Genomic DNA, 21,826 nt, shown 5'->3' on the forward strand with positions numbered 1-21,826 from the left:
GCAACATTCGTACATCCTGTACAGCAGATGTCGCCGTCGAGCCCTCAGGGATGCTTCTTGTGAAATAAAATGGCGGCGTGTCACAGGGGAAACAATGATAATTCATCCTACACACCTGACGACAAACTTATCTTACTTGGGGGCAAAAGCCTTTAACCGGATTAACCGCGTCATGGTTATTAAGATTACCATCAATAAAGCAGTGCTCTTAACGGCATAAATATCATCCTAACTAACCTTCCCCATCTCACCTTCCCCATCTCACCAAATTACTCCAAACCCAATCAACCTAACTATTCTCGGCAAATAGTTAAACGGCGCATTGCAAATATGCCCAGTAGCGAAAGGATTAATAGGGATAAACTACCACCACCGCTGTAACCTTTTTTATGTTCAATAGTCGCAATATGTTCTTCTTTCACGCGGGTTTTAAAGCGGGCTAATTCGGCGTCTAAGTTGGTTACCATATCGTTTACCGCCAGCTCAAAGCCTTCGGCGGATTTTTCACGTAGCACGTTGGTGACGCTCACTGCGGTTGAAGTGTCGGTAAGTTGGTTGATGCCGGGCGCCCTAAACAGCATCTTTTGGCTGCGCATATCAAATACGGCGGTATCGACAAAGGTTTGGATCGCGTTTTCATTACCGGGCACCATATACATGCCGACTATGGTCCAGTACAGCAGTGAAGCCTTATTCTCGCTGCTTTGTAACAGTTGATCGTAAGACACCAGCGCCATGACATCGACATCGTGTAAGCGGGCGACCTGCTGCAAGGTACTAAAACCTTTGCCATTTTTAAGGTAAGTGCTGGGGATTAATTCGATACGGTCAATAAAGTCATATTTAACAAAGGATTGTTTTACTTTATCCAGCAAGGCGATTTGCGAGCTGCTATCGAGGGCTTCGGATTGCCAATGGGAGGAAGGTAAAAAGGCGATGCCTACCGTGATGGGAAGACGCAGCACCGGAATACTGGGCTGCTGCGGCTCACGTTGTTTATCGTCGGGATAGAGATATTCAACCAGACTGCTGGAAACGACGTTTTTTTCGGTAGAGTTACCGTTAAAAAAGGCACTGCAACCACCAAGCAACATACTAATCGATGCCAGCGCGCCCACAAGCGCTATGAATTTTGTCTTCATCTGTTTCCCTACCGTATCCTTACTGCGCACAGGCCATGTAACCCGTGCATATTGCCGCTACCTTAGCGAGTCACTGCTGTAAAAACAAGCTGTTAATATCACATTAAAATGACATTACAGCCTTTGGTTTGGCTTTTTGGGGTAATAAGACTGAGCCTAAAAACAGCAAAGCCGCATCGGAATGCGGCTTTGCTAGGGGGAAAAATCAATACACTTAAGCGTATTTACGCACTTTTTTTAAGGCGATTTGCTGCTTTAATGCAGATAAATGTTCGATAAACACTTTGCCATGCAAATGATCGATTTCATGCTGCAATACTATGGCTAAAAAGTCATCGGTTTCGATTTCAATGACTTTGCCAGTTCTGTCTAACGCGGTGACTTTCACCTTTTCAAAACGGGTCACTTTAGCGCGGTACCCTGGGATAGAAAGACAGCCTTCTTCACCCACGTATTCACCAGACTTTTCAACAATCTCAGGATTAATCAGCACTAAAGGTTGATCGCGCGTTTCGGATAAATCGATAACAATCACCGCATCTGTGCTGCCCACTTGTGTCGAGGCCAGACCGATACCATCGTCAGTGTGGTACATGGTTTCGATTAAGTCGTCGATAAATCCCTGAATCGCTTCTATATCTTTTACAGGTTGCGCTTTACGTTTAAGGCGCTCATCGGGGATTGTTAAAATATCGAGTACAGCCATGCCAGTTATCTTCTCTCATCGAGTCAAAAAAATTGGCGCTATTATGGACTATTTGACCATTTACACAATATTTAAGCTAAAAACAGTTTAAATATTTTGTTAGCAATCGAGATAATCGATAAAAATGTCGTGTAATACTTAATCTATTGAACGCTTAATGCTCTCTCATCTTCCGCTAAACCACGCTTTGCCGTTACACTAATGCACTAGCGCAACCTCGTCGCACACGATTTTTTAAGTGTGACCTTTTAAGCGTGATCCTTTGAGCATAAACAAGCATTTAGCTGAGGGCCAACTATTCAATGGCATCGTTTCCTAAAGACAAATCACCGCTGTATCGCTATCTTGAAAAAGATAGACAAGATGAGCAGGATTTAGCGAGTCACCAGCCCCAAGCGGTGGACTTATCCCCCATGGCCAAAATCTGGCATATCGTCGCTATGATACCGGCGGGAAAAATCAGCAGTTACGGCAAAATTGCCGACTATGCGGGATTACCGAAACGAGCGCGTTATGTCTCTAGGGCGCTCAAATCTGCCCCCGAAAATTTGTCACTTCCATGGCATAGGGTGCTCAACAGCCAGGGGCAAATTTCCTTTGAAAAAAATTCAGCCGCGTTTCAGGAACAGATGGAATTATTGCGAATCGAAGGTGTAGAAGTGAACCGAGGCAAAGTAAAATTGTCTGAATTTGAGTGGCGACCCGATATGGCAACCCTAGTGATGGCGATGCCATTTTAGATTAATCGACTGATCTATAACCTATTTACACGTTAGGCGGTCTCAGCTATAACCTAGCGATGGGTATAGTCGTTAGCGAATGCAAATGGTGTAAGTGATATGCGACTCAACACATTTTTCTTCAGTTTGGCGCCCTGTCGCGCCGCGAAACAAGGTGAAAACCTAGGATACAAGGAGCATTATTTGCGCACTATTTCCACGTTATTATTGAGTTTATCCGCGCTCAGCCACAGCCTTTTTGCCATGGCAGCCCCCACTCCCTTAACGCCACAAACAGCTGAATACCAAGTAAATTACGGTGATATTGAATTAGGTAAGGCTAAATATAATCTGCCGCAAATGGAAGATGGTGTATTCAAATACCGCTTCGATAGCGATCTAAGCCTGCTATTGCTCACCGACGTACGCCATATTTTTAGCGAATTTAGCCAAGATGGTAAGCAACTCTTACCGCTGCGCTATCTGCATCAACGTAAGGGGGTTGGCCCTAATTTCACCGAGCAAACGGCTTTTGCCAAGGCGCAAGGCATGATACACACCCGTTATAAGGATGAAAAAGGCAAATTCCCCTTCGAGGGCGATATCTTCGATCCTTTGATGGTACAACTGCAGTTTAGGCTCGATATTAGTGCCGGTAAGGACATGCTCGATTACAAAATGGTGAAAGACAATGAAGTCGATGAATATAAATTTCATGTTATCGGCAAGGAACGTATGACCATAGAAAGCGGCAGTTACGACACGGTCAAAATTGAAGTGGTTAGGGATAATAAGAAGCGCCAAACCTTCTTTTGGATGGCTCCTGATCTAGCCTACCTGCCCGTACGCCTCACGCACTTCGAAAAAGGCAGTAAGCAACTCGATATTAAACTGCTTAAGTATCATTTTGATGAGGAAGCATCGGCCAGCCCCGCTTCGGCGGTGACGCTCGAACCCCACAAGGTGCCCAAATTGCTCGGCACGGATGAAAACTAACCCTAGCTTTAACCAATAAGCGACTATCCTAAATTGGCTAATAAACCTGTGTGGCAGACGGCGGTATTTTTATACGCGGCTCTGCCATCACTGGGTTGCTTGGTACATGGAGCACAAAGGCCAAAGGTACGGTCAAAGCAGGGCTAGACAACAATAGACTCAGCAATCGATTAACGGCTCACCCAAGCGGAATAATTTCCAATTACCCGGCTGCATCACATGCCAGTTTTCATTCTCGGTTAATGGCCGAGTGGCGATCACTGTTACTACATCGTGGGGGGTTGTTTCCTTATCAAAATCAATCACCACATCCGTGTCGATCAATTTTGCTTTGCCAAAAGGTGCACGGCGAGTGATATAGCATAAATGATTGCTGCAATAGCTCATCAAGTGCTCGCCATCGCTTAAGATCATATTAAACACACCTAAGGCACGGATCTCATCGGCCAATGTGGCCACAAACCGAAATACCGCTAGCATATCCTCGGGTTTAGCATCGCCAAACTTCTGGGCAACTTGTTCCAAAATCCAACAGAAAGCGAGTTCACTGTCGGTATCGCCAACGCTCTGATAGCGCGAGACGTGAAACTTGGCTTGATAGTCCGTCAATTGGCCATTATGGGCATAGGTCCAATAACGTCCCCATAACTCGCGGGTAAAAGGATGGGTGTTTTCTAACGACACACAGCCGCGATTGGCTTGGCGAATATGGCTTATCACCACCTCACTCTTGATGGGGTAGGATTGGATCAATTTTGCAATATGGGATTCACTGCTCGGGCAAGCATCCTTAAAAGTGCGACTGCCTTTGCCCTCGTAAAAAGTAATACCCCAACCATCCACATGGGGACCCGTTACGCCACCACGTTGTGCTAATCCCGTAAAACTAAACACAATATCGGTTGGCACATTGGCACTCATCGCCAGTAATTCACACATATCTCTCGCCTATTTTCTCTCAACTTTCTACGGTTTTGCATTGTAACTAGTTGATGACATTTGTGGAATGATCAAAATCGACAAAAAATTTAAACAATTGTTTGAAAAATGCTTGTATTAAAATTGCCTTAGGTTTAACTTTTATGCGACACAGGTCTGACCACAAACTATAATTGTGATCGCAATCAACAAAACTTGCTATGACCTGTGGTTGGCACTCGGTCATACTTAAGGAGAATTACAGTGACTACCCTACTTTGGATCATCGCCATGATCTTAGTGCTAGGAGCCCTAGCTTACCTTCGGGTTTCTTTGCTCACTGCCACTATTGCAGCCGCTGTTGTGATGACAGCAGGATGGACACTCGATGTTGTCGGCCCTATCTCTTGGATCGTTTTCCTGGTGGTAGCCTTGCCGTTAAATATCAGTGCATTTAGACAAAATGTGATCAGTCGTCCACTGATGAAGGTATACCGCGGCATCATGCCGGAAATGTCTTCAACAGAGAAAGAAGCGATTGAAGCCGGCACCACTTGGTGGGAAGCCGATCTGTTCGCGGGTAACCCGAACTGGAAAAAACTCCATAACTACCCAGTTGCGCGTTTAAGTGCCGACGAGCAAGCCTTCCTTGATGGCCCTGTTGAAGAAGTGTGCCGCATGGTGAACCAACACCAAGTATCACACCAACTCGCCGATTTACCCGCTGAAGTATGGCAATACCTGAAAGATCACGGCTTCTTCGCCATGATCATTAAGAAAAAGTACGGCGGTTTAGAGTATTCAGCCTACGCCCAATCCCGCGTGCTGCAAAAACTGGCGGGGCTAAGCAGCGAACTCGCATCCACTGTGGGCGTACCTAACTCTTTAGGCCCTGGCGAACTGTTACAACACTATGGTACGCCAGAGCAACAAAACCACTATTTACCGCGTTTAGCCAAAGGGCTAGAAGTGCCTTGTTTCGCTTTAACTAGCCCAGAGGCTGGTAGCGATGCAGGCTCTATCCCTGACTTTGGTATCGTGTGTAAAGGGCAATGGGAAGGTGAAGAAGTTCTGGGGATGAAACTGACCTGGAACAAGCGTTACATCACTTTAGCCCCGGTTGCGACTGTATTAGGTCTGGCGTTTAAACTGCGCGATCCTGAGCATCTACTTGGCGATAAAGAAGAACTCGGCATTACCTGCGCCTTGATCCCAACTGACGTTGAAGGCGTTGAAACCGGTCGTCGTCACTTCCCGCTCAACTGTATGTTCCAAAACGGTCCTACCCGCGGCAACGAAGTGTTTGTACCATTAAGCTTCATCATTGGTGGCCCGAAAATGGCAGGCCAAGGCTGGCGTATGCTGGTGGAATGTTTGTCTGTTGGCCGTGGTATCACGCTGCCATCAAACTCTGCCGGTGGTGTAAAAACCGCAGCGCTGGCAACGGGTGCCTATGCTCGCATTCGTCGTCAGTTCAAATTGCCTATCGGCAAACTTGAAGGTATTGAAGAGCCAATGGCACGCATCGGCGGTAACGCCTACCTGATGGATGCGGTGACGTCATTAACGACTACGGGTATCGATTTAGGTGAAAAACCGTCGGTTATCTCCGCTATCGTGAAATATCACCTGACCGATCGGATGCAGAAATGTGTGATCGACGCCATGGATATCCACGGTGGTAAAGGCGTGTGTCTTGGCCCTAACAACTACTTAGGCCGTGGCTACCAAGCAGCCCCAATTGCAATTACCGTTGAAGGCGCAAACATCCTGACCCGTTCGATGATCATCTACGGTCAAGGCGCGATCCGCTGTCATCCGTATGTACTGGCAGAAATGGACTCTGCATTCGATACCGAATCGGGTCAAGGTCTAGCGAACTTCGATGCGGCCATCTTTGGTCACATTGGTTTTGCCACCAGCAACTTTATTCGCAGCTTCTGGCTAGGATTAACCTCAAGCCGTTTCTCTAATGCACCTTATTCTGATAAAACCAAACGTTATTATCAGCATATGAACCGTTTCAGTGCCAACCTCGCACTATTGTCAGACTTAGCCATGGCAACTTTGGGTGGCAACCTTAAACGTAAAGAGCGTATTTCTGCCCGTTTAGGCGATCTGCTAAGCCAGCTATATCTTGCATCGGCGACGCTCAAGCGTTACCAAGATGAAGGCCGTCAAACCGAGGATCTGCCATTGGTGCAATGGGCGGTTGAAGATGCGTTGTACAAGTTACAGGCTTCATTAGACGATTTACTGGATAACTTCCCTATGGGCCTTGGCGGCGTATTACGCGCTGTGATGTTCCCATTCGGCCGTCCACTGAAACGTCCAAGCGATGTGCTAGATCATAAAGTGGCGAAGATCATGCAAACGCCCTGTGAAAGCCGTGACCGTTTAGGTAAGGGCCAATTCTGGACTAACTCAGAGCATAATGCTGTGGGGATCCAGGAACAAACACTGCTCGACATCATCGCATCTGAGCCTCTCCATGAAAAAGTCTGTAAGGCGAGCGGTAAACGTCTGCCATTTATGTGGTTAGATAAAGTCGCCGCAGAAGGTAAAGCCCTAGGGGTATTGAGCGATGCCGAAGTGCAATTACTTGAAAGAGCGGAAATTGGCCGTATGAAGTCTATCAATGTGGATGACTTTGACCCAGCCGAACTGCGTCCAGAAGTGGTTGCAACCACTTCACAGGAACGCGCTGCCTAATCCACTCAGTAAGATCCAAACCCACAAATAGGAGGCTCATTAGCCTCCTTTTTTTATAGTAAGTGTCCCGTTCCGGCTCCGCCGCTCAAGATAATATCAGCTCAATCAGACACAGCTTCACCACATGACTAAAACTATGCTGCGTAAACATAGCTTACCCTTTACCAGACAAACGAGGCATAGTAAGCAGTGACTTATCAAGCTTCAAGGCAACACCAACACTGCGCCCCGCGAGATTAGGAATAGAATAATGAGCAGCACTGCCGAGGAGAATCGCACATTCTGGCAGCGTCAAGCCATAATCTTGTTGCAACCACTGGATAAGCCCTGTCGTCGCCGAGCGTAATGCCTCATCTAATGATCCCGCCTGACCTAAGACCATGAGCTGATCCGGTGATTCAACACGCGGCATCGCTATCGATTGAGCTTTGATCAGATCAACCGTGAATTCTACATCCATAGAGGTTTCTAAAGCATACTGCGAGGTTTCACCATCCCCCTGCAACGCATGAGCATCGCCAAGATAGAGTAAAGCACCAGGTTGTTGCACGGGTAAATAAACAATATTGCCTTCAATCACTTCGTTAAAGTCCATGTTACCGCCAAAACGTCCGGTATCGCCTGTAGATATCGGCGCAGAGCCAAAACCAGGTGCAACAGCGAGCCCACCTAGCATAGGCCGCACTTTAACTGTGTAATCTTTTAAATGTTCAGTTGGCGTTTCCAAGCTCGCAATTCCACGCTCTCTGTCCAGTTTCCAGCGCACAGGCTTGCCAAGTTCGTCCGCTTGAGTCGCAAAACGTGTCCCCAATGCTCGCCCTACAATCGCATCCAAGCTATCAGCATAATCTCGATTCAATTTAAGCCGATTTATCCGTACAACCAGTGTATCCCCTGGTGCTGCGGTGGCGATAAAGAAAGGGCCCGTCTGCGGATTCCCAAACAGAGCCTGAGTCACGCCGTGCTCATCGACCCCACCCGAGTCAATCGTTTTTGTTTGTACTGTATCACCGGGCCAAATTGTGAGAACAGGTGTGCGATGGGGATCAAATAGATTGGAATAGCTCGTCGGCATGAATTCATAACGCCGTGGTTGACCTTCTGGACGTGCGGCTATTTTCTGCGCCGAAAAGGCATGTGTCACCCGAACACTTGGATTATTGGTATCAGGAAAATCGGCAACACCCTTGATGGTATTGTCCTGCAGCTTGCCCTCATAGTGATAGACAGTGCCATCCACATCTATGCTTTCAAATGTGAGGCTCGCACCTTGGCGATGTCCGCTCAGCTTGTCACCATCTATATCACCACTGAGATTGTCACCGTTGTGCTCTAAAGTCAGTGTGCCATATACCGGATTGCCCCAGAGATCCGTTGTCAGTCGCCATTGATCAGCAGCGTGTACCTGCTGTCCGAATACAAGACTCAAGCACACGAGTGTGGAATATTTCAACATCGGTATTATTCTCCAGTTTAACTTACGAATATGAGAGTGAATTTGTCGTATCAACAAGATAAAACATGGCAGTGATACCTTATGACATGCTCAAGTTAACTCTTTATCATGTTATCCACCAAACCCTTGTCAGCGTCGTCATTTATTACAGCGTTAGCATCTGATTTCTCAAGCCTTAATTGCTCAGCCTCCTCTTCCGCTTTTGCCTTTGCTAAAGCGGCTTCAGCGGCCGCTTTCTCTTGCGCTTCCTGTGCTTCTCGATCTGCAATCGCTTGCTGTACTTTGGCTTCTTCTAAGGCTTCAATCGGCAACAGGCTAATCAGCTCAATCCCATTGGGGAACACAGTATCATTGCCTGACACCACCATCACTTTGCTATCTTTTGTAAGGTAAACCAATGGCATGACAGTATCACCATAACGCTTACGGAAATGCTCGAAGGTAAAATTTTCGGTTAAATTAGTGACTTTAAGCTGTGCACCTCTGGCCATTAAACTGGCAATTTTCGCGTAGGAAACCGCATCACCAAATAAACATAAACGCTGCTGGTAGGACTCAGATAACTGATGGCGGGCACTGCCGGACTCGGTATTATTGAGACCTAGCACCTTTTTCTCACCCAAAAAATCCTGAAAGTGAAAACTGACCAAAGGGTTTAATTGCCTATATGGGGAGATGATCAGCACTCGGCCAATACCGGTTAAATCCATATAGGTTTCAGCATGTTCCGAGGCTGGATTACCAAAATACACAGGAATATTATCCATACGAGCTAGGCGAATGTTGTCCCAGTTATTATCAGCAAGGAGCACCTTAACATCCTTAGCACGTAAAATTTTTGCAAGTTCACGGCAAAATTTCGATGCGCCAAAGATGAGCAGACCTTGGGCTGAGTCAGATTTCACCCCAAGGTATTTCGCCCAACGACCCGCAGTTAAACTTTGGATCACCACAGTGCCGATAATAATTAAGAACACTAAAGGTACAATCGCATCGGCGCCCTGCACATTATTGGCTTCTAACTTAATCGCAAACAATGACGATACCGCCGCGGCAACTATCCCCCGCGGTGCTATCCAGCATAAAAACCATTTATCGGCCCTCGACAAAGAGGTGCCGATACCAGAAACCCAAATACTCAGCGGCCTTGCGATTAACATAGTCACAACCAATACCCCAATTCCTCCCCAACCTAAGTCGAGCATGGCACTGGAGTCGAGTCTGGCGGCCAATAAGATAAAGAGGGCTGAAATTAAAAGAACGGTTAGTGTTTCTTTAAATTCAAGAATTTCCGCAATATCTACCCCACGCATATTGGCAAGCCAGATGCCCATCACTGTCACCGTCAGTAATCCCGATTCTTCCTGCAGTAGATTTGAGCCAACAAAAATTCCTAGCATCAGAGTTAAAACGGCTGTGTTACGCAGATAGTGGGGTAAAAGATCATGCCGCAATACTTGACCGACGAGATAACCAGATACCGCTCCCAAGCCTAGGCCAAGTGATAGCATAGAGCCTAGCGCATAGAGCACATGGGTCGTAGGATCTCCAGATACAGTAATATATTCAAATACTAACACTGCGAGCAGCGCACCAATGGGGTCAATCACTATCCCTTCCCAACGTAAAATACTGGCCAGTTGTGATTTAGGGCGCACACTTCTAAGCATAGGCACGATAACCGTCGGCCCTGTTACCACCACTAGCGCCCCAAAGAGCAGTGCAATTTCCCAACTAAAGTCGAGTAAATAAAAGGTGGCCGTGCTGATACAAGCCCAAGTAATCACAGTCCCAATAGTCACAAGATGCGTCACCATACGACCATGATCTTTGATTTCTTTGAAATTGAGGGTTAATGCTCCCTCAAACAAGATAACGGCAACCCCAAGGGAAATAATGGGAAACAGTAAATCGCCAAATATCGCATCGGGATTGAGAACCCCAAGTCCGGGTCCGAGAGTCAGTCCACAGAGCAACAGAGGTAAAATTGCAGGTAGCCTTAGCTTCCAACCAACCCATTGGCAAAAAAGTGATAACACCCCAATCAGTGCTAACATCCCAGTGATTTGTTCAACCATATAACATCCTTTAGGTGGAAAGATCAGTTATCCAGTAATTCAACTTGTTAACTGTCGATAACAATAACAGCAAAAGCCGATGCACTGTGAAACAAGTTCTATCGTGGGTAGGCCAATATAGGGCAATAGCATGACGATAAACCATATGGTTGATGAGTTATTACCAGAGAATAGAGCCGACTTGCACAGGAATAACAACAAAATAGCTGACAACCTCATCTTTCGATGCAGTTTTTGCCATTATGTTGGCAGGTGAATATCCCATAGCGATAAACCCATGAACGGGAGGCATGGATGCCGAAATGAGCTGTAAAGCAAGGATGCTGTTGGACGGGACTCGAACCCGCGCCCCCCGGCGTGACTGGCCGCTTTCTGTTTATAAAGAGTCTAACCAACTGAACTACCGTGCTTTTAAATTTCACCAACAAAACGAAAAAAGCCTCTGCATTGCTGCAAAGGCTTTCATCTTTATTTGGCGGAGCGGACGGGACTCGAACCCGCGACCCCCGGCGTGACAGGCCGGTATTCTAACCAACTGAACTACCGCTCCAAACTTTTCACTATACCGCTACTAGAGCACTATAATTTTAACTTTCAACAACTTGACTGGCGGAGCGGACGGGACTCGAACCCGCGACCCCCGGCGTGACAGGCCGGTATTCTAACCAACTGAACTACCGCTCCACTCAAGTTGCGGAGAATAATACGGTCGAGCCTTGCTAGCGTCAACCGTTTTTTTCACTCCCCTATATCGTTTAGTTAAAATTTAGCCAACCTAATCTAAAAAACCTGACTAATGAATAAAATATCTTCATATTCATCTAAATAACTTTCCCATAACCCCTTAAACCTCTCAAAGGGTATGTCCTGTTTTATCGATCATTATCGGACTCATCGGGCATTGTCAGGTCGATTTCATCGTGGGAAAGTGCTGCTGGTTTATTTTCCGCCGCTTCATCCAACAGACGCTGCTCAGCCGCGGCTAATGCCTGGGCAAGGCTCTGACGCTTACGCCATACAATTAAACCTAACACCCCTAAAATCAACAACACCGCATTGATGCTAATGATCCAGAACATGGCATCTTGTTTAGCCAGCGCCTCTTCTTCTGCGGCTTTTTGGGCGGCAATGGCGGCTAACACCTCTGGACTGGGCGGGGGCTCAGGCGGTTGCACAAGGTTGAAAAAGAGTTCGGGCAGATCGAGCACTATTTCACGCCCTGAGTGTGTTGTTGTCGCAGCAAAACCTTTAATGCGATAACTGCCAAATTCAGAAACGGGCGGCAATATCAGCTCAGTATCGGGTTCTGCTAACCCATGGAGCACAACGGGCAGTTGCAGCCCAGCCGGACCGACCAATTCAAATGAGAAATGTGTCTCGGCTAACTGCAACACTGTACTATCGACGTGCAGCATGATTTTCCATTGCCCCGTTAAGGGATCCTCTGGGGTAATCACCTCTGCATTTATCGGCCGTGCAGATAAGGTAAAAGGAAAAGAAACTTGCCGCTCAAACACATTATTACGCGCTTGAACCACAAAATCATATTCCCCCCAGGGCTGTTTAAGGTTTATGTCACTGGTAAAAAGGCCATCGTCGGGCTTTTCATCGAGCTTTTCACCACTGTCCTTGTAGGAACCTGCAATGATATCGCCCGCGGCAAAGTTTTCATCCCCAGCCCTATGCTTACTCACAAAATGTGCCGTCCATTCAACCAGATAATCTAAGCCTGGCATACGGACGCGCTCAGCATCCCCCATTAGCTGGGCAACAATTTTGACATGTTCTCCTTGAAAAAGTGGTTGCGGCAACGGCTGAACTTCGATTTCAAGCTTAGAGACTTTCTTGATCTTGGAGCCGACGACAACCTTGCCGACCAACTGCCAAGGCCCTGGCTGTGGCGATTCGATGTAAATCATGTCACCGGTAATACCGTCAACCCATTTTACGGTTTCGGGGTGGCGACTGGCGTACCACTTACTGCCATCGGGAAGCACTATCACCACGGGGGCAGAACCGTATTCACGTTCCACCAATAGGGTCATACTGCTCACCATATGGTCGATCCTAAAGCGGTTTTTAAGCTCCGAAGCCGTCTCTAATGACACCACTTTTACCTTGGGGATTTGCGCGTTAGGTTTTTGTGCGTTAGGGGTCTGCACGTTAGTGGAAATATTCGCGTTAGCAACAGGCTCAGGCTTATCCGCCGCCCAGATTACGGCACTGGCAAATAGCGTGCTTAGCACTAAACCAATCTTGAACAGGCTTGTATGGCGCGACTTGGTCATAACCGATTATCTATCCTCTCCAGAGGCATTTTCCTGATTTTGCGACTAAATCAAGACGTTGTTCATGCATGACTAGTTCATCGGCCGACGCGCTGATCACTTTAAGATTAAGTGAATTAGGATCGAATCTTTGGATCCCGCCCGCTTCCTGCCCGACTTCTTCGTTGGATAAATTGAATTTGGTTTGACCGCCCGTCATGGTCAAGTAAACGTCGGCGAGGATTTCGGCGTCCAATAATGCGCCATGGTACTGGCGACGGGAGTTATCGATACCATAGCGTTTACAGAGGGCATCGAGGTTATTCTTCTGCCCTGGATGTAAAAACTTGGCAATGCCTAAAGTATCGAGAATGTCACAAATATTGGCCGTTTTCGGGCCTTGGGGTTGCAGCAGTGAAAACTCATGGTCCATAAAGCTAACGTCGAAGTTTGCGTTATGGGCGACAATTTCAGCGCCGTCAATAAACTCAATAAATTGTTGGGCGATTTGGTGGAATCGTGGTTCATTCGCGACACGCTCATCGGTAATACCGTGCACTGCAATGGCTTCGGGATCGATAGCTTGTCCAGGATTAATATACTGGTGAAAATAGCGTCCAGTGAGGCGACGGTTGATCACTTCAACGCAGCCGATTTCGATAATCCGGTGCCCTAAATAGACTGCACCACTGCCCTGATTCATACCCGTAGTTTCAGTATCCAAAATAATCTGACGACTGGCATTTGAGATAATATTCATACTTTTATGCGCTTCTTATGACAATTTTTAGTTATACTCGGCCGAAATTCACGGCTATGGTAACAATTTGATGACTGAACTAAAACTGATCCACATCTTCACCGACGGCTCTTGCTTAGGCAACCCCGGCCCCGGCGGCTATGGCATTGTAATGAATTATAAGGGCCATACAAAGGAGATGTCAGATGGTTTTGCCCTCACCACCAATAATCGCATGGAATTACTGGCGCCTATCATCGCACTGGAAAGCTTAAAAGAGCCCTGCCGTGTGGTGCTCACGAGCGATAGCCAATATATGCGTCAAGGGATCATGACGTGGATCCACAACTGGAAGAAAAAAGGCTGGATAACCTCCAACCGTACGCCTGTCAAAAATGTAGATTTGTGGAAACGCCTCGATAAGGCCTCACAAATACATAAGATTGATTGGCAATGGGTAAAAGGTCATGCGGGGCATGCAGAAAATGAACGCTGTGATATTCTCGCCCGCACTGCAGCAGAAGCAAAACCAATCCAAGCTGACGAAGGTTATCAACCCTAATCTGCCAAGTGTATTTTCTGGTTACTTGGGCCTATTCCCCGCCTTTTGCCTAGGAAATGTTAAAGAAATTCCCACAAAACTGCACAAATGCCTGCCCTAAAGACGTCGCTTGGCGACTCTTATGGGTAATGCGATAAAATTGCCGCTCCAAGACTAAGCCTTCAATCGTTACTAGGGCTAATTCTTTACGACTGATGTCTTTATCCAATGTGAGTTCAGATAATACCCCTAAGCCAGCGCCTTGCTTAACGGCGAGTTTTATTGCATCGGGCGTGGTAAAACAGAACTTGGCCTCGGGTTGCATATCCAGTTCATTGGCCGCATTCACAAAATACTCCCTCGTACCCGATCCCTCCTCCCTAAGAACCCAAGATTGACCTCTCACCATAGCGGGCGTAACGGTTTGCCCGGCTAAGGGGTGCGCCGGATGGCAAAATACCAATAACCTGTCCTTATGCCATGCCTCAACATTAAGACGGTTATCGGTGCAATGTCCTTCGATAAATCCCATTTCCGAGCGGAATTGCGCCACAGATTGGATCACATCCTGGGTGTTAGTGATCGCCACATCAACATGGGTTTGGGTATGCTGCTGGCAAAAAGCCACTGCGGCCTTAGCAAGGAGATAATTGCCGATAGTTGAACTGGCGCTGACACTTAAGTGTCCCACCAAATCCCCACCTTGAGTGGTAAACGCCTGTTCTATTTGTTCGACTCGGTGAAGCAACTCCGTTGCCAGTGGTAATAATAAGTTCCCCTGGGAATTGAGCTGCAGCCGATTGCCTATCCGTTCGAATAGGCGCGCATTGAGTTGTTTTTCTAATTCGGCCAATGCCATAGACGTGGCCGGAGGCGATAAATTGACTTGCTCCGCCGCTTTAGCAACCTGGCCATTACGTGCTACGGCTTCAAATACGGCAAGTTGCCTTAAGGTAATTCGCATATCAGACTCGTTTCTACACTGCGTTATTTTATATGTTCGGATAAATGCCCTGAACGTCCCGCCGTGGGGGCTGTGGTCCAGTTAGGTTGCAACACTTTGCGTTTATCGCGGATTGGCGTTAATGGCGATTCCAATTTACGCGCCACAATCAGATATAAACTGCCCGTACTCGGTAACCAAGAGGCCAAGGTTTGCTGCATAAAACGCCCTTCATTAAACTCGCCAATTAAGGGGTGATACACTAAACGCTCGTCACTCACCACTTGATACCCCAACAGGCCGAGCCAATCTCGTACCCGTGATGGCATAAAAAAACGCCCATTCCAAGGGAGACAATCTTGATATTTAGGCCACAGTTTGCCTAAAAAAACCGGACTTAACGGATTAAACCCCACAATAAACAGATAGCCACCGGCAATAAGCACTCTGTCTGTTTCACGTAAAATGCGGTAGGGATCGGGCTCAAACTCTAGCAGCAGACTCATCACCACCGCATCTATAACACCATTTTGCAGCGGCAGATGACAAAAATCCCCGACTATGGATGCATCGTCGCTGGCAGTGAGGGAAAAGTGATGTGCAACGGGTGATTCCATACTCGACAGGGCTGCACTTAAAGGGCCGAGCTTCAACAAATGATAACCAAAAACCCTAGGCCACCAATGGGTTAATTTCTCAGCAACCGCTTGCTGTAGGGCGGAACCATTCGGCAAGTCTTCCCATTGCTCGGGTTTGCGTTCGGTACTGAAATACGACACAAAGTTCCTCCTTCCACCATAAAACACTGCCATAAATGAATCGATATAGGTATAAACATCACCCCATTCAATCGCGTTCATCCAAACGACAACTGTCGCCAAGCATCTTCCACTTGTGGATAATAACCTTATCTTTAAATCGAAATACAGCTATAGGTGGTCCTATGCTCACTATAACAGCGATTAATGCCTTTAATGACAATTATATCTGGGTGTTACAACCAGGAATGCTATCCCAGATTTATGTGGTCGACCCTGGCGATGCAAGCGTGGTCATTGCCTATATCGAGGCTCATAGGCTAGTACTTGCGGGCATTTTACTCACCCATCACCATAGGGATCATACGGACGGTGTCGCGGAGTTAGTGGCATATGTAAAGCAAACAACTCAGGGCGTCCTCAATGTATATGGACCACACAATGAAGCCATTAACGGGATCAATATGCCACTCGATCCCAGAGTCACCGCTGAGCTCTCACCTCCCTTCCTCGAGCATAAAATACAACTACTTAGTGTTCCTGGTCATACCGCAGGCCATATTGCCTATCATATCGAAGATGCGCTTTTTTGCGGTGACACTTTATTCAGCGCTGGCTGTGGCCGTTTGTTTGAAGGAACGCCCCAGCAAATGCTCCACTCCCTCAGCCAACTGGCAAACCTACCCGCCAATACCCAAGTCTACTGTGCCCATGAATATACCCTCACCAATCTTAAGTTTGCCCTAACGGTCGATCCAAATAACGCCGCATTACAGGCATACGCTCGACAAGCTGCGGATCTGCGTGCACAAGGCAAGGCAACCATCCCCTCTAGCATCGCATTAGAACAAGCTATTAATCCGTTTTTACGCACAGATGACCTAAATATATTGAGTAGCATAAAACAGCGTTTCAACATTCAAGATCCCAGCAAATTAGATAAACTCACCTGCTTTACCCTGCTCAGACAGTGGAAAGATATTTTTTAGCAGAAATAGTTTTATTTCTGATTGAAATTTATACAGTTTTTCCCACTTTTGCTGATGTAAGTCAAAAATAGCCTTACATTATGTAAGATAATTAAGGGACAAGATTGAAAAGATCCCATAGAATGGCTCGTTTTTGCGTGAATACTTTGCGCTCTGTGTTGTCATTATCTTCATTAAAATTATTCGGTTAACAATAGAACTGGCATAAATGAAGCCCTGACAATGCACTAACAGAGGACTACCGTTTTCCATGAGAGTATCACTTTATGTTGTAGTAGGGGGATTTGCCCTGCTCACTGGTTGTCAGACCTTAGACAACCACGAGGTTACTAAGCCAGAAGCTGAAACCGTCGCAACCGAAAATACAGTCCCACAGTATTACCTCGCATCCCCAGCCGAGTCGGCTCAAATTACCGATGTGTGGGAACGGATCCGTCAGGGAATGCAATTACCTATCCCGGATCAGAAACTGGTTAATCAATACCGTGATTGGTACATTAAGAACCCAAAGCATCTAGAAATTATTTCAGAGCGTGCGGCGCCCTACATGTACATGATTGTGGAAGAGCTTGAAAAGCGTCATCTTCCAATCGAAATCGCCCTATTGCCAATTATTGAAAGTGCCTTCGATCCTTCGGCCTCATCTGCCAGTGCCGCTTCGGGTTTATGGCAATTTACTACGCCTATGGCTAACCATTTTGGCCTAGAAATGAACTGGTGGTACGACGGGCGCCGCGATGTCCCCGCATCCACAGTTGCGGCGTTGGATATGCTGGAATATCTCTACCAGAAAACCAATAATAATTGGCTCTATGCCTTTGCCGCCTATAATTCCGGCGAATCCCGGGTACTCAATGCCATTAAACGCAATGAGGAAAAAGGGCTTGAAACCGATTTTTGGTCTCTCAATCTACCGAAAGAAACCGAGCGTTATGTTCCTCAATTACTCGCACTCGCCGAAGTCATCAAACATGCGGATGAATATGGCATCAGCTTAGCCCCGATTGAGAACAGCCCCTCCATTGAAGTGGTGGATATCGATAGTCAGATTGATCTTGCGATGGCCGCAGGGCTCGCCAATATGACAACCCTCGAGCTGCAAAAACTCAATCCGGGTTATAACCGTTGGGCAACCTCACCATTGGGACCGCACACTTTAGTGCTACCAATTGATAAATCTGAAGAATTCAAAAAAGCCCTCGCAGAAACAGAAAGCGAAGCACGGGTCAGTTGGTTGAGATACACCATAAAACCCGGCGATAGCATTGGGGTTATCGCAAAAAATCACCATACGACCATTGCCGCCATCCGTGCAGCTAATGGGATGAAAAACAATACTATTGTTGCAGGTAGACATTTGATCATCCCGGTATCTGCGGATGATAAACAGCTGTACGCCATATCAACGAGCCAAAAATTACCGAAGAAAACTCGGGCCGTGACAGAGGGTCCTCAATTGACCTACAAGGTGCAATCAGGGGATACCCTATGGGAAATTGCACGCCACCATAAGGTGAGTGTAAAGCAGCTAACAGCATGGAATCATTTGAGTAAAGACAGCAAACTGCATGCTGGGCAGCAGCTCACCATCATAGCGTCACAGGCTCCAGTGGCGGCTGAACAAATTCGGACTGTAAGTTATAAGGTGAAATCCGGTGATTCATTAGCACGGATCGCCAGCAAATTTAACGTTACGGTAGCCGAGTTACTAGAATGGAACAGCTTAACACCCTCTCAATATATCCAACCCGGTCAAGTGTTAAAACTGGTGGTTGATGAGAGCAAGCTAAGTGCTTAATGTTTGATAATTAAAGCTCGGTAGGTACACAAAGGCAGCGAACCTCGGGACGCTGCCTTTGTTTTTAGTGCAGTGCACAAAAGTGCGCGACTATTTGGAACGGCTATTAGCCATTAAAAACCACCTAACTTTTTCAGTAGAGAATCCTTCAATTTATCCTTCGCCTTATCTGTTTCTTCCTTCAACTGATTGTTGAGTAATGCCTGAGTATCTAAGGCATATTCTGGCTTTTGGAAAGTCCCTGTAATGGCTAATGGGATATCAACTCCTACCAGAGCATCTTTCTCACTTCCCCCCTGACCTTTAAGTGAATTAACCAAACTGGTCGTTAATTTATAGTCCAATGATTCGGTCAATAAATTTGCACTGCCCTTGCCCGCTAATCGTAGTAAGGGTGAGGACATAGCAAGATCGGGATTGGTTGCTATACCATTTTCAAGGGAAAAATTCCCCGTCAGACTCGAGAAATCGGTTTTACGCTCCTCTTGCGTATCTGCCGATAAATTGCCCTTTAACTTAGCCTGAGCGCTGCGGATCATCTGCGGAATATTGACGCCATAGAGGGCACCATCGGTCACATCAAAGCGACCATTAGCGAGCAGATTTTTCTTTAACTGCTCAGGGATCAAGCTCTTACCTTTACCCTTAATATTCACATTGGCCGTTCCTGCTAATAAATCCACCTCGGCTAAATCTTTAAGTAACGCTCTAACTTGCACACCCGTCACTTGCTTATCAAATTGATAGCTCGCGACACTCTGGCGCGCATCCACTTGCGCGTTTACCATCAACTTGCCTTGGTACAAATCGGCGGTTAGCTGTTTTAGATCAACGACCCCGCCTTTTATTCCTAAGTCCAGCAGCCAATTTTGAGTGGCAAGATTGGCGACCTTAATCGATTTCACCGCCAACTTAAGTTTCATATCGAGGGACTTAAGCGCACTCAAATCAGGTTCAGAGGCTTTCGCTGCAGTGGTCGCCTGAGCGGCGTTTTCTGTTGTTTCAGTTTTTGGCAGTAGAGCATCAAGATCGATATCACCCACTTGGAAATCGGCATTAATCTGCGGTACTTTTCCGCCGTAATTCAGCGTTAGTTGACCCGAAGCGCTCACATCGGCGGCACTCAACTTCATAATATCCGCAGACAATTGCTTTTTATCTAATGCGATTTGAGTATTTAGGCTGATTGCGGTGATCACTTTTTTATTAGGGATGCTGTCCCCTTCGATCACAGTGTCAATATTGAATTTATCAATGATTAACTGATTGAGATCTTGGTTCAACTTAACTTCACCCTCCCCTTTACTGCTCACTTTCATCTCGGCTAAGGATGCCGTAAATTCGTAGGCTATGGGGGCAAACTTATCGAGGGAAAATGCGCCTAAGGTAAAACTATCTAGGGTGAATGTTTGCGTCTGTCCCTTGGCCTCATCGATCATATTGATCTGTGTGTTGGTGATAGCAACACCGCCCACCTCAATACCTGTAAGCTGAGTTTTAGAGGAAGGTTCAGTAGAAGGACCAGATTTACCACCAGAATCCCCTGTTAACCCATCTAAACTTGAGCTGCCATTCTTACGGGTAACTAAATTGATTTTAGCGCCATCTAAGCTCAATTGGGCAATTTGAATTTCTTTACTAAAGAGTGGCATCAAGGCCACTTCCGCAATGGCTTTATTCACTTCAAGCATAGACTGAGGTGTAAAACCTTCAGGATTTGAGAGAGAAATGCCCCCTAAATTAATGCCGATAGTGGGAAAAAATGTCCATGAGAGGTCGTCAGCAATCACTAACTCGCGACCCGTTTGTTTTTTCACGGCGTTGACAATCTCAGGTTTAAAGTCATTCGGATCAAAAAATACTGTGAGATATAAGGTAACAACCAATATTAAGGTCACCAAAATAGCCAAAAGCCACTTAATAAATTTCATATAAACATCCTTATCAATAACATCTTACATTGAGGTATCGAGCTTTAATTTAAAAAGGCAAAGTTCAACGACTCCTCGCTGATGGCGATCCCATTTTGATCCGCATAAATCATCATGCCGGGTTTAACGAGCACGCCCCCTATTTCTATAGGCACATTCACTTGTCCTTGGTTCAATTTATCTGTCTTTATCGGCATAGCACCGAGTGCGTAGACTCCAAGATTAAAGGTCGCCAATCTCGCCGCATCGCGGATATAGCCATTGATCACCACGCCCTGCCAGCCATGGTCTAACGCACTTTGGGCAATAAGATCACCCAGTAACGCCCTACGGGCCGAACCGCCCCCATCGACGACCAACACTTTGCCCTGTCCATCCTGTGCCAGCACCTCCTTTACTTTAGAGTTGTCTTCGAAACATTTCACCGTCACAATTTCACCCCAAAAAAGACGTTTCCCACCAAATGCAGTAAAGGTAAGCGGTAATAGGGTGAGTTTCGATGGATAGTGATCGAACAAATCAGGTAATAGATCAAGCATTTGAATCTCCGCACCGGTTAAAAGTTTAGACTACTCATTATTGTAGACCTCGACAAGACCAAAGCAAAAACGATGCAGTTTTTATTTAATTTTGACTTCTAATTGCTTGGTGAAAATGAGCATTCACATTATAATCTGTAAGAGTTAACATCCTGTGACAACCTCTTAGGCTTTTTACCTAAGTGATATCATTATTTAGTTCCTCTATTTTCTTTGTTATAAAGTGAAAACCAAATGACTACTGATCTTGATTTACAGAGCGCAATCGCGGCTCTTGATGAATATGGATATGATAAAAAAGTCTCAGCGGATCTTGAGCAAGCACGTAACAAACAACAGATGGGAAAATATATCAAATCCCTCGACTATAGTTTACGTCGACTATTGATATTGCAAGAAACAGTTAACGAATTAGTCGAAGAAAAGAAACATCAACTTGCATTGCAGGAGCATGTGCAAACCTACAAAACAAAGATTATCAATTTGTCTCGGGAATTTAACATTTCCTATGAGGATGTCTTAGCCATAATGGCAGAGTTAGCTAATAAAAAATAACCTTATCTTTAAGTGATTAAGCACTGTTCATATGCTCAC

General features: G+C 46.3%; 18 protein-coding genes and 2 tRNA genes. 7 read left to right on the forward strand and 13 right to left on the reverse strand.

What is annotated here, in order from left to right; genetic code table 11:
* Positions 1-293: 293 nt before the first annotated feature.
* Both rhlP and def read right to left on the reverse strand, forming a co-directional pair.
* Complete coding sequence (rhlP, locus tag COW15_RS17920) at positions 294-1,142, reverse strand: rhombotarget lipoprotein (RefSeq protein ID WP_293634629.1); 849 nt, start codon at positions 1,140-1,142, stop codon at positions 294-296.
* Between the two features lie 214 nt (positions 1,143-1,356).
* Positions 1,357-1,848 carry a peptide deformylase gene (def, locus tag COW15_RS17925; RefSeq protein ID WP_293634631.1) on the reverse strand — a complete coding sequence of 164 codons (492 nt, stop codon included), beginning with the start codon at positions 1,846-1,848 and terminating at the stop codon, positions 1,357-1,359.
* A 302-nt stretch (positions 1,849-2,150) separates the two neighbouring features.
* Here def and COW15_RS17930 point away from each other — a divergent pair, with 302 nt between their 5' ends.
* Both COW15_RS17930 and COW15_RS17935 read left to right on the forward strand, forming a co-directional pair.
* A complete protein-coding gene (locus COW15_RS17930) occupies positions 2,151-2,588 on the forward strand; it encodes an MGMT family protein (protein WP_293634633.1) in 438 nt (145 codons plus the stop codon).
* A gap of 183 nt (positions 2,589-2,771) precedes the next feature.
* Entirely contained in the window at positions 2,772-3,563 is a 792-nt protein-coding gene (locus COW15_RS17935) for a DUF3108 domain-containing protein (protein ID WP_293634823.1), read from the forward strand.
* Between the two features lie 159 nt (positions 3,564-3,722).
* Here the strand turns inward: COW15_RS17935 and COW15_RS17940 are convergent, their stop codons facing one another.
* A complete protein-coding gene (locus COW15_RS17940; RefSeq protein WP_293634635.1) occupies positions 3,723-4,502 on the reverse strand; it encodes a class II glutamine amidotransferase in 780 nt (259 codons plus the stop codon).
* 243 nt (positions 4,503-4,745) lie between these two features.
* Here COW15_RS17940 and fadE point away from each other — a divergent pair, with 243 nt between their 5' ends.
* Entirely contained in the window at positions 4,746-7,193 is a 2,448-nt protein-coding gene (gene fadE, locus COW15_RS17945; RefSeq protein WP_293634637.1) for an acyl-CoA dehydrogenase FadE, read from the forward strand.
* Between the two features lie 154 nt (positions 7,194-7,347).
* On the opposite strand, the gene COW15_RS17950 is transcribed toward fadE, so the two are convergent.
* The 6 genes from COW15_RS17950 to dnaQ all read right to left on the reverse strand — a co-directional run bounded on the left by COW15_RS17950 (position 7,348) and on the right by dnaQ (position 13,754).
* On the reverse strand, positions 7,348-8,649 hold the full coding sequence (locus COW15_RS17950) for an acetamidase/formamidase family protein (protein WP_293634639.1): 1,302 nt from the start codon (positions 8,647-8,649) through the stop codon (positions 7,348-7,350).
* A gap of 95 nt (positions 8,650-8,744) precedes the next feature.
* Positions 8,745-10,727, reverse strand: a complete 1,983-nt coding sequence (locus COW15_RS17955; protein ID WP_293634641.1) for a cation:proton antiporter — start codon at positions 10,725-10,727, stop codon at positions 8,745-8,747.
* A gap of 473 nt (positions 10,728-11,200) precedes the next feature.
* Positions 11,201-11,277: transfer RNA gene (locus tag COW15_RS17960), tRNA-Asp, on the reverse strand.
* A 57-nt stretch (positions 11,278-11,334) separates the two neighbouring features.
* Positions 11,335-11,411, reverse strand: a tRNA-Asp gene (locus COW15_RS17965).
* A 188-nt stretch (positions 11,412-11,599) separates the two neighbouring features.
* Positions 11,600-13,015 (reverse strand): TIGR03503 family protein, encoded by a 1,416-nt coding sequence (locus COW15_RS17970; protein WP_293634643.1) that lies wholly within the window; start codon positions 13,013-13,015, stop codon positions 11,600-11,602.
* Between the two features lie 10 nt (positions 13,016-13,025).
* Complete coding sequence (gene dnaQ, locus COW15_RS17975) at positions 13,026-13,754, reverse strand: DNA polymerase III subunit epsilon (protein WP_293634645.1); 729 nt, start codon at positions 13,752-13,754, stop codon at positions 13,026-13,028.
* A 70-nt stretch (positions 13,755-13,824) separates the two neighbouring features.
* On the opposite strand from dnaQ, the gene rnhA reads away from it, so the two are divergent.
* Positions 13,825-14,295 carry a ribonuclease HI gene (rnhA, locus tag COW15_RS17980; RefSeq protein ID WP_293634647.1) on the forward strand — a complete coding sequence of 157 codons (471 nt, stop codon included), beginning with the start codon at positions 13,825-13,827 and terminating at the stop codon, positions 14,293-14,295.
* Positions 14,296-14,344: 49 nt separating this feature from the next.
* On the opposite strand, the gene COW15_RS17985 is transcribed toward rnhA, so the two are convergent.
* Together COW15_RS17985 and COW15_RS17990 are read right to left on the reverse strand one after the other, a co-directional pair.
* On the reverse strand, positions 14,345-15,238 hold the full coding sequence (locus COW15_RS17985) for a LysR substrate-binding domain-containing protein (RefSeq protein ID WP_293634649.1): 894 nt from the start codon (positions 15,236-15,238) through the stop codon (positions 14,345-14,347).
* A gap of 23 nt (positions 15,239-15,261) precedes the next feature.
* Positions 15,262-15,996 (reverse strand): class I SAM-dependent methyltransferase, encoded by a 735-nt coding sequence (locus tag COW15_RS17990; RefSeq protein WP_293634651.1) that lies wholly within the window; start codon positions 15,994-15,996, stop codon positions 15,262-15,264.
* Between the two features lie 164 nt (positions 15,997-16,160).
* Between COW15_RS17990 and gloB the strand changes: the two genes are divergently transcribed.
* Together gloB and COW15_RS18000 are read left to right on the forward strand one after the other, a co-directional pair.
* Positions 16,161-16,964: a hydroxyacylglutathione hydrolase gene (gloB, locus tag COW15_RS17995; protein ID WP_293634652.1), complete on the forward strand. Its 804-nt coding sequence runs from the start codon at positions 16,161-16,163 to the stop codon at positions 16,962-16,964.
* A gap of 250 nt (positions 16,965-17,214) precedes the next feature.
* A complete protein-coding gene (locus tag COW15_RS18000) occupies positions 17,215-18,762 on the forward strand; it encodes a LysM peptidoglycan-binding domain-containing protein (RefSeq protein WP_293634653.1) in 1,548 nt (515 codons plus the stop codon).
* A 113-nt stretch (positions 18,763-18,875) separates the two neighbouring features.
* Here the strand turns inward: COW15_RS18000 and COW15_RS18005 are convergent, their stop codons facing one another.
* Together COW15_RS18005 and COW15_RS18010 are read right to left on the reverse strand one after the other, a co-directional pair.
* Positions 18,876-20,693 carry an AsmA family protein gene (locus COW15_RS18005; RefSeq protein ID WP_293634655.1) on the reverse strand — a complete coding sequence of 606 codons (1,818 nt, stop codon included), beginning with the start codon at positions 20,691-20,693 and terminating at the stop codon, positions 18,876-18,878.
* A 44-nt stretch (positions 20,694-20,737) separates the two neighbouring features.
* Positions 20,738-21,232, reverse strand: a complete 495-nt coding sequence (locus tag COW15_RS18010; protein ID WP_293634657.1) for a putative 4-hydroxy-4-methyl-2-oxoglutarate aldolase — start codon at positions 21,230-21,232, stop codon at positions 20,738-20,740.
* A 234-nt stretch (positions 21,233-21,466) separates the two neighbouring features.
* Here COW15_RS18010 and COW15_RS18015 point away from each other — a divergent pair, with 234 nt between their 5' ends.
* Positions 21,467-21,787 (forward strand): hypothetical protein, encoded by a 321-nt coding sequence (locus tag COW15_RS18015; protein ID WP_007648425.1) that lies wholly within the window; start codon positions 21,467-21,469, stop codon positions 21,785-21,787.
* Positions 21,788-21,826 lie beyond the last annotated feature (39 nt).

It is taken from the genome of Shewanella sp. CG12_big_fil_rev_8_21_14_0_65_47_15, from assembly GCF_002783505.1.
In the GTDB taxonomy this organism is placed as follows: Bacteria; Pseudomonadota; Gammaproteobacteria; order Enterobacterales; family Shewanellaceae; genus Shewanella.